Source organism: Stenotrophomonas sp. YJH_SMC_135 (assembly GCF_059372355.1).
This window is the reverse complement of record NZ_JCAFVN010000001.1, coordinates 192,321-206,071: the sequence shown is the minus strand read 5'-3', so window position 1 is coordinate 206,071 and position 13,751 is coordinate 192,321. Positions and strand designations below refer to the sequence as shown.

At 68.3% G+C, this 13,751-nt stretch carries 10 protein-coding genes; 2 read left to right on the top strand and 8 right to left on the bottom strand.

What is annotated here, in order from left to right; all coding sequences use genetic code 11:
• Positions 1-15: 15 nt before the first annotated feature.
• From AC5P98_RS01120 to AC5P98_RS01085, 8 genes are all read right to left on the bottom strand, one after another.
• Positions 16-1,218: a vWA domain-containing protein gene (locus tag AC5P98_RS01120; RefSeq protein ID WP_049405055.1), complete on the bottom strand. Its 1,203-nt coding sequence runs from the start codon at positions 1,216-1,218 to the stop codon at positions 16-18.
• The gene (locus AC5P98_RS01115) at positions 1,215-3,509 is read right to left on the bottom strand and encodes a DUF5682 family protein (protein WP_495229823.1); all 2,295 of its coding nucleotides are present in this window, start codon (positions 3,507-3,509) and stop codon (positions 1,215-1,217) included. The genes AC5P98_RS01120 and AC5P98_RS01115 overlap by 4 nt, the downstream gene beginning before the upstream one ends.
• A gap of 14 nt (positions 3,510-3,523) precedes the next feature.
• The gene (locus AC5P98_RS01110) at positions 3,524-4,606 is read right to left on the bottom strand and encodes an ATP-binding protein (RefSeq protein WP_049405058.1); all 1,083 of its coding nucleotides are present in this window, start codon (positions 4,604-4,606) and stop codon (positions 3,524-3,526) included.
• Between the two features lie 26 nt (positions 4,607-4,632).
• The gene (locus tag AC5P98_RS01105; RefSeq protein ID WP_049405060.1) at positions 4,633-6,159 is read right to left on the bottom strand and encodes a DUF5691 domain-containing protein; all 1,527 of its coding nucleotides are present in this window, start codon (positions 6,157-6,159) and stop codon (positions 4,633-4,635) included.
• Complete coding sequence (locus AC5P98_RS01100) at positions 6,156-7,493, bottom strand: SWIM zinc finger family protein (RefSeq protein ID WP_049405062.1); 1,338 nt, start codon at positions 7,491-7,493, stop codon at positions 6,156-6,158. The genes AC5P98_RS01105 and AC5P98_RS01100 overlap by 4 nt, the downstream gene beginning before the upstream one ends.
• A gap of 104 nt (positions 7,494-7,597) precedes the next feature.
• A complete protein-coding gene (locus AC5P98_RS01095; protein WP_049405065.1) occupies positions 7,598-9,112 on the bottom strand; it encodes a PepSY domain-containing protein in 1,515 nt (504 codons plus the stop codon).
• 11 nt (positions 9,113-9,123) lie between these two features.
• The gene (locus AC5P98_RS01090) at positions 9,124-11,262 is read right to left on the bottom strand and encodes a TonB-dependent receptor (protein WP_172412089.1); all 2,139 of its coding nucleotides are present in this window, start codon (positions 11,260-11,262) and stop codon (positions 9,124-9,126) included.
• Positions 11,263-11,391: 129 nt separating this feature from the next.
• Positions 11,392-11,787, bottom strand: a complete 396-nt coding sequence (locus AC5P98_RS01085; protein WP_099475986.1) for a DUF2946 family protein — start codon at positions 11,785-11,787, stop codon at positions 11,392-11,394.
• A 243-nt stretch (positions 11,788-12,030) separates the two neighbouring features.
• Between AC5P98_RS01085 and AC5P98_RS01080 the strand changes: the two genes are divergently transcribed.
• Together AC5P98_RS01080 and AC5P98_RS01075 are read left to right on the top strand one after the other, a co-directional pair.
• On the top strand, positions 12,031-12,612 hold the full coding sequence (locus tag AC5P98_RS01080) for a hypothetical protein (RefSeq protein ID WP_049404899.1): 582 nt from the start codon (positions 12,031-12,033) through the stop codon (positions 12,610-12,612).
• Positions 12,613-12,644: 32 nt separating this feature from the next.
• Entirely contained in the window at positions 12,645-13,742 is a 1,098-nt protein-coding gene (locus AC5P98_RS01075) for an XVIPCD domain-containing protein (RefSeq protein WP_049404898.1), read from the top strand.
• Positions 13,743-13,751: the final 9 nt, after the last annotated feature.

Here is a 13,751-nt window from a genome sequence, read left to right as displayed (position 1 = left end):
GGTCATTGCGCCGCGTCAGCGGCCACGGGTCGCCAGCAGGCCATTGGCGCCGGCCCACTGGTTGATGTCATCGCGTCGGATGGCAGCGGCCATCAGGCCGGGGAACGCATCGGGCGTGCAGGCGAACGAGGGTACGCCCAACGCGGCCAGCTTGCCTGCCAGCTGCTGGTCGTAGGACGGCGTACCTTCATCGCTCAGCGCCAGCAGCACGATGAACTGCACGCCCGACTCCACCAGCTCGTGCGCACGCGCCAGCAGCTTGTCCTCCACTCCACCTTCGTAAAGATCGGAAATCAGCACGAGGATCGCGCCATGTGGTTCGCGGATAAGCCCCTGGCAATAGCTCACCGCGCGATGGATGTCGGTGCCGCCGCCGAGCTGCACGCCAAACAGCAGATCGACCGGGTCATCCAGCTGCTCGCTCATGTCCACCACTTCGGTGTCGAACACCACCAGCCGCGTGGACACTGCCGGCAGCGAGGCCATCACCGCACCGAAGATGCTCGAATACACCACCGAAGCCGCCATCGAGCCGCTCTGGTCGATGCACAGCAGCACCTCGCGCTGCGGCTTGCGCGCCTTGCGCCCATAACCCACCAGTTCCTGTGGCACCACCGTGCGCAGTTCCGGCTGCCAGTGCCGCAGGTTACTGCGGATGGTGCGGTGCCAATCGATCTCGGCCAGGCGCGGCCGGCGGTTGCGGCGGGCACGGTCCAATGCACCGGTCACCGCCGAACGCATGGGCTCTTCCAGCCGCCGCAGCAGGTCGTCGACCACCGCGCGCACCACCATGCGCGCGGTGTCCTTGGTCTCCGCCGGGATGACCTGGCCCAGGCCGATCAGGTTGGCCACCAGGTGCACGTCCGGCTGCACCTGCTCCAGCATTTCCTTCTCCAGCAGCATCTGGGTCAGGTTGAGCCGCTGCAGGGCATCGCGCTGCATCACCTGCACCACCGAGGAAGGGAAGTAGCGGCGGATGTCGCCCAGCCAGCGCGCCACGTTCGGCGCCGATCCACCGCGCCCGCCGCGCCGGTTGAGGCCGCCCTGGCCCTCCGGTTCGTATAGCGCGGAGAGCGCCTGGTCGATGCCCTGCAGGGGCTTGGGCAGTGCGCCGCAGCTGCCATCGGCCTGCTGGCCCAGGATCAGCCGCCAGCGCTGTTCGCGCGTGGTGGGCAGCTGGCCCACTGTGTCATTGGACAGGTCGTCTGGCGTGCTCATCCGGCAATCCCCAACAGTTCGCGCAGCATCGGCAGCGCGCGCTCGGCGCGTGCCAGGTTCCAGTCCGGGGCTTCGCTGGCCACCGCCTTCGTCACAGTGGCCCGCGCAACCCGGGTGCCCAGGTCGCGGCGGTCAGCCGCCTCGAACGCGGCAAAGGTGCGCCGCACCAGCGGCAGCACGCGCACCAGCTGGGTTTCATCCAGGCTCACCACCCAGTCATCGATCATCCGCCACACCGCATCGTCATGCAGCAGCACGGTGGCGTTGCGGTTGAGAAAGCCATCCAGCCACTGCGCGGCCTGCAGCGGCTCGGCACCCGGCGAGAGTTGCTGCTGCAACTGGGTGTGCACGGTGCCGGCGTCCAGCGCGCCAGTATCGAACAGCAGGCGCAGGCTGACACCACGCAGCAGTGCCGTGCTGGCCTGCGACAGCGCGACCCGGCGCAGCGCCTGCCGCCACGCATCGCGGCCGTCGGCATCGTCGCGCAGGCTGATCGCCCGCTCGGCAGCCAGCACGACCTCGCGGGCCGCTTCCGCGCGTGCTTCGTCCAGTCCGGTCAGCGCCAGCGACAGGCCGATCACCGCGCGTTCCAGCATGCTGTCAAACAGGTGCGCGACCTGCACGCCCTCGGTCTGCCGCACGTTGCCATAGCGATGGATGTTGGCCAGCGGCGGCAGCGCGCCAAGCAGGGCCAGCGGATCGGCATCGGTGGCCGCGCGCGCTTCCAGTTCGGCCGCAATGGCCTGCACGGCCTGCGGCAGATCGGCCAGCAGCACCTGGTCGACCAGCTCGGACAACGCCGGCAGGTCAGCCGCTGCGCGTGCCTGGCTGACCGCCAGGTTCGACGCCGCATCCACCAGCGTCTGTCCATGGCGGCTGGCTTCCACCAGCGCCACCAGGAAATGCGGCTGCCAGGCCAGCTGCCAGAGTTCGTGGAAGGTGCCACGTGCAGCGTGGCCGGAGCGCGCCAACCGGCCCCATTCAATGCCCAGTAGGCGCAGGCGGTGCAGCAGGTGGCTGCGGGCCAGATCGTTGTCCTTGCGCAGGTCCAGGTCGAGGGTCTTTTCCAGTGCCTCGGGCTTCAGCCGCAGGCGCTTCTGCAGCGCTTCCAGGTCACGCTGCAGCGGTACCACCGGCACGCCGTCAGGCACCTGGCCCAGCGCATTGCCAATCAGCAGCTGCTCGCGGATCAACTGCATCGGCGCATCGTCGCCATTGCAGATGATGCTGCGGCTGGCCTCGCCGATCTCTTCAAGGCCAGGCGCCGGGCGCCCGCGCAGGGCCGCCAGGGTATCGGCCAGGCGTGTCGCCTCGATCAGATGCGCGGACGAACAGTCCAGGCCGTGTTCGCGCAGCAGGCGGCCCACCCGCGCATACCAGCCCACCGCACGCTGGCCATGCACCCCGGCATTGCGCCACAGGTGGTCGTACCAGCCCGGTGCATCGACACCGGCGCCGTAGCCGCTGCCTGCGCTCAGGTGGCGGTAGGTCCACGGCACCCACGTGCTCTGCGTTTTGCGCCGGCTCTGGCCCTTCAGCAGGCGGTTGTCGGCAGCCGCACTGTTGGCGCGCAGCGCCGCCGGCTGCAGCGCCGGCACGTGCCACGCGCCGCAGACCACGGCCACGCGGCTGAAGTTCTTGCTTGCCGCGCGCAGTGCCGTGCGCATGTGCGCCTCGCGCATCGCTTCCTGCTCGCCGCGGCGGCCGGGATAATCCAGGGTGTGTTCGCGCAGCGCGGTCATCGCTTCGGCAATCGCCTCGAACAGCCCCTGGCCATCGCCGCGTTCCTCCACCATGTGGTTCCACCAGGCCTCGCCATCGGCGTGGCCGGCGACCCGTGCCAGCCAGTCCAGCGGATCGGCCGGGCGCTCCTCGGCGGCCTCTTCGGCGGCGGCCTCAGCAGCATCGTCTGCCTCGGCATCCTCGGCATCCTCGTCCTGCGGCGGCGCCGGCCGCGCCTGCTCCAGCCACTCCAGCGACAACGCCGGTGGCACGTCCATGAAGCGCACCTCGACCGCATTGCGCGCGGCCCATTGCAGGGCCTGCCATTCCGGCGAGTACAGCGCGTACGGATGGAACACCGCCAGCTGCGGGTCGTCCACGCTGTAGGACAGCAGGGCCACGGGGGGCTGCATGGCCGCATCCAGCACGTGCGGCAACAGGTCCTCGGTACCGGCCGGACCCTCGATCAGCACGCAGTCCGGCTGCAACGCGTCCAGCGCGGCCAGCAGGCTGCGCGCGCAGCCCGGGCCGTGGTGACGGATGCCGAACAGGGAAGTCCCTTCACTCATCGGCGCGGGCCTGCTCAGGCGTGTTCGCGGAAGGCGCGGTACAGATCCTTCCACTCACTGCGTTCCTTCACCACCGTCTCCAGGTATTCCTTCCACACCAGCGCGTCCTGCACCGGGTCCTTGACGATGGCGCCGATCATGCCAGCGGCCATGTCCGCCGGGCGCAGCACGCCATCGCCGAAGTGGCCGGCCAGCGCCATGCCATTGTTGATGACCGAGATGGCCTCGGCGGTGGACAGCGTAGCGGTCGGGCTCTTCAGCTTCGACTTGCCATCCTCGGTGACGCCGTTGCGCAGCTCGCGGAAGATACGCACCACGCGCGCCACTTCCTGCAGCGCCGGCGGCTCGGCCGGCAGGTCCAGCGCCGTACCCAGTTCACCCACGCGCTTGAGCACGATGGCCACTTCGTCTTCCTCGCTGGACGGCACCGGCAGGATGACCGTGTTGAAGCGGCGCTTGAGTGCGCTCGACAGCTCGTTGACGCCCTTGTCGCGGTTGTTGGCCGTGGCGATCACGCTGAAGCCGCGCACGGCCTGCACTTCGCTGCCCAGCTCGGGCACCGGCAGGGTCTTTTCCGAAAGCACGGTGATCAGCGCATCCTGCACGTCGGCAGGAATGCGGGTGAGTTCCTCGATGCGGGCGATCTTGCCCAGGCGCATCGCGTTCATCATCGGGCTGGGCACCAGGGCCTTTTCGCTGGGGCCGTTGGCCAGCAGCTGCGCATAGTTCCAGCCGTAGCGGATCTGCTCTTCGCTGGTGCCGGCGGTGCCCTGCACCAGCAGGGTCGAATCACCGCTGATGGCCGCAGTCATGTGCTCGGACACCCAGGATTTGGCCGTGCCCGGCACGCCGAACAGCAGCAGCGCGCGGTCGGTGGCGATGGTGGCCACGGCGATTTCCATCAGCCGGCGGTCACCGATGTACTTGGGGCTGACCACGAAGCCGTTGTCCAGCGTGCCACCCACCAGATAGGTGACGACCGCCCACGGCGACATCGTCCAGTTGGCCGGGCGCTGGCGGTTGTCCTGGCGGCGCAGCTCCTCCAGTTCCTCGGCGTATTGGTGTTCGGCGTGCTGGCGCAGGACGGCAGTGGTCATGGTGGCTCCGTGTGTAAGGGGTTCGATCAGAAGGGGGAATACAGGGCCTGGCGCAGGGCCAGCAGCGCACGCGCCTGTTGCGCGCAGTGCAGCATCGCGTCGGTGGCCGTGGCCGGCGGCTCGGCGATCTGCACGCCGGCCAGCGTGGACGGATGCAGCACCGCCAGCAGTTCCAGCAGGCGGTCGCGCAGCAGGTAGTCGTAGCGCAGGCGTTCATCGCCGAACAGTGCGCCCACGCTGGGGGCCAGCGCCTGCGAATAGGCCGCACTCAACGACTGCGCCGCGCCGGTGCTGTCCAGCACATCATCGAGCAGGCCCTGTGCGATCAGGTCCTGCAGCTTGGCCGGCCAGTACCGCTCGCGCTGCGCCGCAGGCAGCAACGCCAGCAGCTCGCTCTTGCGCGCATGGGTTTCCTTCAGCGCGACCAGCGCTTCCACCCACTCCGGTTCGCTGGCATCCACGCGCTCCAGCCACGCGCGCAGCAACGCCTGGTACCAGTCGCCCTCGCGCGCCCAGGCCACGACCTCGGCGGCCGGCTTTTCCAGCGTCCGGCACCACCAGGCCAGCGGCAGCTGGCGCGCCAGCTGGTACAGCCACCAGGCCCGCTCGCCCAGCACTTCGCCGTTGGGCCGCTTGCCGTCGATCGCCGCTTCGGCCCAGCCCGGGTCAAGCGTGGCCGGCGCCTCCAGCGTCCACGCCAGGCGACGCAGCAGGCCGCTGCGCGACTGCTGCAGCAACGCCGCCATCTGCGCCTGCAGGTATGCCGCGTGCGCCGAGTCGGGCAGTCGCGCCAGCATCGGCCCGGCCAGCGCGCGCACCTCGCGGCTGCGGTCCTTCAACAAGGCCTGCAACAGCGGCGCATCGTCCGCGCCCAGGCCCGCCTGCAGCGCGGCCACGAACGCGGCACGCTCGCGTGCGGGCAGTTCCTTCAGGCTGTCCTGCAACCGCGTACGCGCCGCCGCTACATCCTCCAGGCGCTGCTGCTGGAACACGGCCAGGCGTGCCTCGCTGCTGCCCTCTTTCCAGACCTGCTCGACCTCCTCCGCGCTGGCCTGCGCTTCCAGCGGTGCAGACGCATAGCGCCACTCCGGATTGCAGGCCGCCAGCCAGTAACCGCGCACCCCCAGCACCGCACGCAGCGCCTCGCGCAGCACGGCCAGGCGCGCGCCTGCCTCCAGCGCCTGTGGCAGCACCGCCACCGGCAGGTGCCGGCCGTGTGCGGCCAGCTGCGCGCAGGCCTGCAGCCGCAGCCGCTTGCCCCAAGGCGAGAACTGGCCGGGCTGGAACACCGTGGCCAGCAACGCAACCCACGGGTGGTCGGCCGCCAACTGCAGTGGGTCATCCGCCACTGGTGGCGGCACGCTCACCGCTGCGGCCGTGCGCACGGCGGCGCGCTCGCAGGCGGCGAGCACGCCCACTTGGCGGCTGTAGGCCAATGCCGGTTCGTCCGCATCGGCCACCGCCTGCAGCAGCACATCCAGCGCGCCACCCACGGCAATCACCTGCGGGCGGTCAATGCCCAGCAACGCCGGCTTCAACCAGGCCTGGTTCATGCGGCACTCCTTTCCCAGCGCTCGTCGCGCGCATTCCATGCCGACAGTGGCAACAGCACCTGGCCGTCCCACTCACCCATCACGCACACCGGATGACCACCGGCAAACGCCATCAACGCCCACGCCTGCAGGCCCGGCAGCTGCAGCGGCAGCGCGCCTTCGGCATGCTGCAGCCAGCACTGCGTGCCGTCATGGGCGATGTGGACGTCCTGCAGGCGCATCGGCACCTGCGGCAACCAGGGGTTGCGCGCGTACGCCTGCGAGGCCGCGTCGAAGGTATCGGTGCGGGGCGTGGTGGTTTCAGCGCGGGCCGCTTCGAATTCGCTCACCAAAGCGCGCAGCGGCACACTGCCGGCATGGAAATGCAGCCGCGCCGCATGCACGCTGCCAGTGCGCCATTGTTCCTGCCAGCCGCGACCGCCGTGGCTGAAATCCTGCACCAGCGCACTGCGCCCGCTGTCCAGCCCATGCAGCCAGACGCGGCGCTCGACCAGGTTGCCCGGCTGTTCCAGCAGCCATTGCCCCTGCACGTGCCAGCGGTCGTGCACCGCCTCGCCATCGCGCTGCACCGCCTCGCGGTCTACCGGCCAGCCCAGCGCGGCGCGCAGGTCGGCCAGTCGCGCCGGTTCGTACTGCGCACGGCGTGCCACGGCCTGGGTCAGCAGCTGCAGCAGCCCCAGCCGCGCGCCCAGTTCGCCCAGGCCAGCCAGGCCCGGTATGCCCTCGCCCAGCGCAGCCTCCAGCTGGCTGGCCAGCCCCGGCGCCTGCGCATCAATCATGCGCGCGACCATGGTCTGGCCCTGCGCGTGGAAATCGGCGGGCAGGTTGGCCAGGCCCTGGCGGAACTGATCGGCAATCCAGCGCTGCAGCTCGGCTGCACCGGCTTCGATGCGGCCCCAGCGCACCTGCTCGCGCTTGGCGGTAGCCGCAGCCTGCGCCTGCGGGTCCGGGGGCGGCGCAACAGCGGCCGCCTCCACGGCAGCCTCCTTGCGCGCGGCGCGGTCGCGGCGTCCGTTCAGCCATTCGTCCACCCACGCCGGTCGCGCCTGTGGCACGCAGCGCGGGTTGCCGGCGGCATACAACAGCAGCAGGGCCAGCCCGTGCTTGCAGGGAAATTTGCGGCTGGGGCAGGAACACCGGCTGACCAGCGCGGCCAGGTCCACCTGGGTCTGGTAGGGCTTGGAACCGCTGCCCTGGCATTCGCCCCACAGCGCCTCGTCATCGGCACCCAGCAGGCCCCATTTGCCATCGATGGCCAGGCCGCCGCCGGCCTTGGCCGACGCCGCATCCGGCGCAAGCGCGAGTACCTGCTCGCGCGTGAGTCGTACTTCCATATGCGTACCCACTTCAGATCGACCCATCATAGCGAAGGCGGATGACAATGACTGTGGCAACGATCATCACGCACGGGCGTATCACCACGCGAGACCGGCCGCCATCATCCCCTTCGCTGGCGCGGCCGGCCGAATTTCATCCGCAGGCGACGGTAGCCGATCACCACGCCAGTCGCGCACAGCCCCGTACCCGCGACGCTCAGCAGCAACAGCACGCCCAGCCGCGTGTTCTCCTGCCGTAGCATGCCCGGCAGGTCCCAGCTGTGCAGGAAGTAGAACAGCCAGCGGCCGACGCGTTCGCGATGGCCCAGGATCAGCAACGGATCGCCGGTGGCCAGATCGATGTACACCCGCGTGGCGTGTTCATCGCCGAAGTCGGCCACCGCCACCGGGAAGCGCCGCACCGCCGCACCGTTCATCGCCTCAGGCGCGCGGGGATAGAACCAGGCATCCGGTGTATGCAGGATCGTGAATGCACGCAGCGGTGCGGTGCCCAAGACCGGTGCACGCTGCTGCAGCCACGCCACCGGCAGTTGCTTCGCAAGCTGCAGCTGCCCATCTACGCGCGAGACGATGCGCGTACCGCCCTGCCCGTCCAGCAGCACCGCAAACAGCTGGCCATCGATACGCCGCCACTGGATCTCCACCGGCGCAAACCCCGCCCGTGCCGCGGAGGCCAGCAACGCCTGCGGCTGGGCCAGCGCATCATCCAGCGCCACCACCGCACCGCGATAACGCTCGGCATTCGTCGCATCCGCCGGGCTGCTGAACACCTGCAGCGGATTCATCGACATCAGGCCGCTGAAAATCCAGGTGAACACGAAGGCCGCAGCACACAATCCGATCAGATGGTGCCAGCGCATCCACGACTCCACGTACGGCGTCTTCGCACCGGAACGATAGTGCCCACGGAAACGCCAGCGCCATACGCCCACCACGATGCCGCTGATCGCCGCCACCGTGCACAGTGCGGACAGCACGATCACCCCCCACGTCCACACCGGGTCGACCGACTGCATGCGCAGGAAGTACAGCCAGTGCAGCCAGGCGCCCACATAGTTCCAGCGCTGCTGCACATGCGGAGCGTCCAGCACCACTTCACCGGTACGCGAGGACACATACAGGTCGCCCGGCTGCGCACCGCCCACCTCCACCCTATACAGCGGCCGATGCGCGTCCAGTGCACGCGAATGCGTCCAACGATCCTCATTCACGCGCATCGCACCCACGAAGGCCTGGCCGCCCGCGAACTGCGCAGCGGATGCTTCGGCGCGCTGTGCCGACACCGGCAGCAGCGCCTGGCCGGTCACGGCAGACCAGGCGCCCACGTTGCTGCCACTGCGCACCACATACGCCGGCTCGCCACGCAGCGTGGTCAATGCCACAGCCTCCGGCTCGGCCTGCACGGCGGCAGGCAGTACCGACAGCCCCTGCAGGTCGCGGGCCTCACCCAGCACCGGCAACGCCGCCAGCCGCTCGCCGGGCGTCAGCTTCGGGTAACCAATGAACAGCATCACCATGCCGCTGACGAACCACAGCAGCATCAGCAGGCATCCGCCGATGCCCAGCCAGCGATGCACCAGGTAGGTCCAGCGCTTGGCGGTGGAACGCATCGTCATCGCCAGCGCCCTCAGAAGCGATGGTCGACGGTGAATTCGACGCGCCGGTCCGCACCCAGCAACCACTGCGTACTGGTGTAGTACGCGGTGGCGTAGTACCCCTTGTCGAACACGTTGAACAATCGCGCGGACAGCCGCGTGTGCGGTGCCGCCTGCCAGGTCAGGGCGAGGTCGGTGGTGCTGTAACCGGGCAACTCCAGCGTGTTGGCATTATCGGCGTAGCGCTTGCCGACATAGCGAACGCCACCCGCCGCGCTCCAGTCCGGCGCGAACTGCCAGCTCAACCACATACTGGCCAGGCGCTCGGCCACGTTCGGCGGCACGTTGCCGTCGCGCGACACCAACACCGCCGGCGAACCCGTGGTTTCCAGGAAGTCCTCGAATTCGGCCTTCAGCACCGTCGCGTTGGCATCGAGCGACCAGCGCGGCGCGAAGTTCCAGTTCAACGACGCTTCAATACCGCGCGAGGTCTGCGCGCCCACCTGCACCCGGCGATCCGGCACCAGCGGATCGCGGCTGAGCAGCCCGGTCTTGCGGATGCGATACGCCGCCAGCGTCCACTCGCCACCGTCGAAGGCCTGCTTCAGGCCAACCTCGATCTGCCGGCCCTTGGCCAGGTCAAAGGCGCCGTTGGCCGGGCTGATCATCAGCAGGCCACTGACCGGGTCCGCCGCCTGCGAATACTGCGCATACAGGCTCAGCGTCGGCTGCAGCGCGAGTACCGTACCCGCACGCCAGCCTGTGCTGCTGTAGGTCTTCGAGAACGCATTCTGGCCACTGATCAGATCGGTGCGATCGATGCGCGCGCGGTCGTGGCGCAGGCCACCCAGCACCGACCAGCGCTCGCTCAGCGCCAGCCGGTCTTCCACGAACAGCGCGTACTGCTCGGCACGGTTGCGGTAGCGCGGCAGGTTCGGCGCGTCGCTGGCGAACTGGCCCGGGACAGGATCGAACGGATCGACCGGGCCCGAGCTGCCGGCATAGGTGTTGTTGGTGTGCTTGAAGTGCGCGCGGTTGGCATCCAGGCCCACCGCGAAGCTGTTCGCCCAACCGCCCACATTGCCCAGCACGCGCAGCGTCGAGGTCAGTCCGGTCTGGTCCTGGTTGTGGGTGATCTCGGTATTGCCCGAGCGATCAATCAGGCCGGTAGCGCGGTTGTAGACATAGGCCTCGGCATTGCGCCAATCACGCTGGCTGTCGATCTGGTAGACGCGGGTTCGCCATTCCACGTTCGCGTTCGGTGTCCACAGCGCGTCGAGCTGGGTCCAGCGGTCGCGGAAGCGGATCTCGCTGTCGTCCACGTTGTAGTTGCGGTGGCGCAGCGCCTCCAGCTGGCGGCCCTCGACCAGCGGCGTGCCGAAGTAGCGCATGGGTTGCTGGTAGCCCTGCGCATGGGTGAGCATCAGCTGCAGGTCCGCACGTGGCTGCCACAGCAACGCACCGGAGAATGTCGCGTCGCTGTTGCGTCCACGATCAACCCAGCCACCGCTGTAGTTGCCGCTCACATCAACCCGATAGGCCAGCTCAGGCGTCAGCGCGCCACCACTGCCGAAGCCCAGCCGCGCGGTGTCCTCGCTGCCCACGGTCATGCTGATCTGGTTCTCGATGGCGCCGCGCGTGGGCTTCTTCGGCACGATGTTGATCACGCCGCCGATCGCCCCGTCGCCATGGATCACCGAGGCCGGGCCGCGCAGCACTTCGATGCGCTCGATCGACCAGGTATCGAACGGGAACGTGATGCCCACGCCGCCGTACTGGCGCAGCCCATCGTACAGCCGCATCACCGAGGCACCGTCGGTGAAGCCGCGGCTGGACAGCGCACTCAGGCCATTGCCCGGGTGCGGCACGGCACTGATCGCACCCGCTCGGCTGATCGCATCGTTGAGGTTGCTGTCGCCGCGCTGCTCCAGCTGCTCGCGCGAAATGACCGTCAGGCTGGCCGGTGTCTGCAACACGCTCAGGCCCAACGCAGAGCCGGCGCTGGCGGTGGAAGACAGTTCACCGCTGCGGGTATCGACCACGCGTACGGTCTCCAGCGTGGTCGGGGGTGCCGCGCCGGCGGCAAGCAGGGGCGCGGCATGCAAGAGCAGCGAGCACAGGACAGGCAGCGTCGCCCGGCGCAGGCGCGCGGGGTTGGGGTTCGTTTTCATTTTTTCACGGCATGCAAGGCCACCCCGCAATGGCAGGGCAGCAATCAGAAAGGGACAGACACGCGCGTGCGGGCACCGGCCGTGGCCGGCAACCTCATGGAAGAACGTTCAATGCAGCGCGCGTGCGGCTCAGACGGCCATCAAGGCCGGCGGCCCACGCGCTCCCAATGTGCCGCTGATCCGTTGCGGCAACGCCTGCACCGCACCGCGCAGTGCGCGGCACACCTGTGCCATCGGCGCCAACAGCAGCACGGCCGCCACCAGCAGGGTGATCAGCCGTGCAGCGATCAGGCAGTAATCGCAGTCCACGCCCATCTCATGATCGGCGTGTGGATCGGCGGGCGGCTTCTTCGTGGCCTCGCCGTGCGGCATCGCCATCGCGTGATGGTCGTGGTGCCCTTCCATCGCGTGCTGCGCATGCTCTGCGTGCATTGCGTGGTCCATGGCTGCCACCGGCGCAGCGGCAGCCACGTGACCGTGCGCCAGCCAGCGGCTCACCAGCGGGGCGAGCAGCACCAGCAGCATGGCAAGCCATGCCAGGGCCTGGAACCGACGATGGAGAGCAGAACGGCGCACGCCGCCATTCTACGGGGCCATGGCCAACCTTGGACCCCGTTCAGGGTTTGCCCCCTGCGACACGGTGACGCAGTCCCTGTTGGCTGCGACGTGTGAACGCGCCGCGTGACGCTCCCGGGCTCCCCGTGCTTGCAGGCCCGTATCGCGAACGTTAGGGTTCAGAGGCCACGGCAAGGAGCCAGAGGAACCTGCATGACCATCCCCATCAAGCCCCGCCTGCGCATCGGCCTGCTTGGTCTGTCCGGGCTGCTGCTTGTCGCCTGCGCCGACAACGGGCCGCCCCCACCGCCAGAGCCGCTGGAACTCTCACAGCCCATCGCCGTGGACGCGCCCGGCCAGCAGGTGCAGTTCGAGTTCGAAACCACGGCGCGCAATTTTGCCAGCTACCGCACTTATGCGGTGGAACTGGAGCTGCAGCGGCGAAGTCCAGCTACAACGGGCACGCCCGATATAGCAAGTATCAACATCCCATTCGAAGTATCCCTGCAGCGTCGGGAAGGCACTACCTGGCAGGAGATTGCAACACAGGACAGCTATCAGGCACGCGCGCGCAACGGTGTTGAGCCGCTCCCCTCGTGGCACCACTCTGAGAGCTGGCGCTATGCCTCGCTCGCATCAGGCAGCGACGGCAGCTACCTCCTGAACGTGACAGCGCTGCCGCTGGAGCTCGACAGCAGATACCGGCTGCAGATTCAAACGGTCCATGCCATATCAGGACTGCAAGACTATTCGGCAAGGCTAGTCGTGCACGCCTCGCGTCCTGCAGGGAAGTGACACCATTCATTCGAAGGAACGAAGGAGTTTCCATGAACAAGCCCCGCTACAGCCTGGACATTGTCATTGCCGCACCCGGCACCCCACTGCTCGATCCCGATTCGGGAAAGCAGCAGCTGACGCCCGATGGCACTCCTGATACTTCCGGGCCTGGCCACATGTTCTATGTTCTGCACGCTCCAGGTAAAGCGGCGCAGAGTTTCGGCTTCGCACCCGTCGAGCATGGCAGCATGAATGGTCCCGGGCGCATCGTCAGAGACGACGTGAAAGTCTATAAGGACCCCGCCCATGTCCGTACCATCGAAATCACCGAAGCCCAGTACAACAAGCTCAAGGCGTTCGGCGACGATCCAGTGGCGCACGGCTTCAGCAAGCACTACGCCGACGTGCGCCACAACTGCGTGGACTTCACCTGGGACGCATTGAATCATGCCGGCATCCAGCGCAAGCACAGCCTGGACGTGAACAGCATCGGCGGCCCCGTCGGCCAATTGCTGCCAGACGTCCGCATTCCGCTGGGCGTCCAGTCACAGGGCAAGGACGGTTATCGCCCCCTGCGCAACATCCATGGCGTGGACAGCATTGAACCGCCCTTCCCCAACAGCGAACTCAACCGCACGACCACCCATCCCCTGCCCGAGCGCAGCTTGAAGCAGCGTCTGCTCAGCGAAACCGATGGTATTGATGGCCCCTTGGGCGAGCGTCTGGCTGCGGACGCGCGCGCACCGGGGCACAGCCTTCATGCCTTGGACCAGAAAGTGCGTACCGCACTCGCCCAGGCCGGCGAACAGCAGGGACTGCCCCCCGGACAGGAGCACGAACGACTGGCCGGCCATCTGACCCACGCGGCGGTGCAGGCCGGCTTCAGCGAAAAGGACACGCTGCAGGTGGCATTCAGTTCAAACAGCATCGCCGAGGCACCCGGCTACGTATTCCTGCATCGCAGCGGCGACACCGCCTCGCCGGACCCTGCCGCCAATCGCCAGCGCCTGTCCCTGCTCGATACGCTGCAGGGCGACGCGGACACGCTGTATCAGCAGGCCAACGTGCAGCAGCAATCCCGCGACGCAAGCCGGCTGGCGCAGGACGAGCAACAGGCACAACAGCAGGCGTCGCCGCGCATGGCCTGACCAAACCGC

Bases quoted from the DNA above. Each gene is read 5' to 3' on its own strand.
- AC5P98_RS01115 (WP_495229823.1), bottom strand. From the start codon at position 3,509: ATGAGTGAAGGGACTTCCCTGTTCGGCATCCGTCACCACGGCCCGGGC.
- AC5P98_RS01090 (WP_172412089.1), bottom strand. From the start codon at position 11,262: ATGAAAACGAACCCCAACCCCGCGCGCCTGCGCCGGGCGACGCTGCCT.
- AC5P98_RS01120 (WP_049405055.1), bottom strand. From the start codon at position 1,218: ATGAGCACGCCAGACGACCTGTCCAATGACACAGTGGGCCAGCTGCCC.
- AC5P98_RS01075 (WP_049404898.1), top strand. From the start codon at position 12,645: ATGAACAAGCCCCGCTACAGCCTGGACATTGTCATTGCCGCACCCGGC.
- AC5P98_RS01110 (WP_049405058.1), bottom strand. From the start codon at position 4,606: ATGACCACTGCCGTCCTGCGCCAGCACGCCGAACACCAATACGCCGAG.
- AC5P98_RS01105 (WP_049405060.1), bottom strand. From the start codon at position 6,159: ATGAACCAGGCCTGGTTGAAGCCGGCGTTGCTGGGCATTGACCGCCCG.
- AC5P98_RS01080 (WP_049404899.1), top strand. From the start codon at position 12,031: ATGACCATCCCCATCAAGCCCCGCCTGCGCATCGGCCTGCTTGGTCTG.
- AC5P98_RS01095 (WP_049405065.1), bottom strand. From the start codon at position 9,112: ATGACGATGCGTTCCACCGCCAAGCGCTGGACCTACCTGGTGCATCGC.
- AC5P98_RS01100 (WP_049405062.1), bottom strand. From the start codon at position 7,493: ATGGAAGTACGACTCACGCGCGAGCAGGTACTCGCGCTTGCGCCGGAT.
- AC5P98_RS01085 (WP_099475986.1), bottom strand. From the start codon at position 11,787: ATGCTGCTGGTGCTGCTCGCCCCGCTGGTGAGCCGCTGGCTGGCGCAC.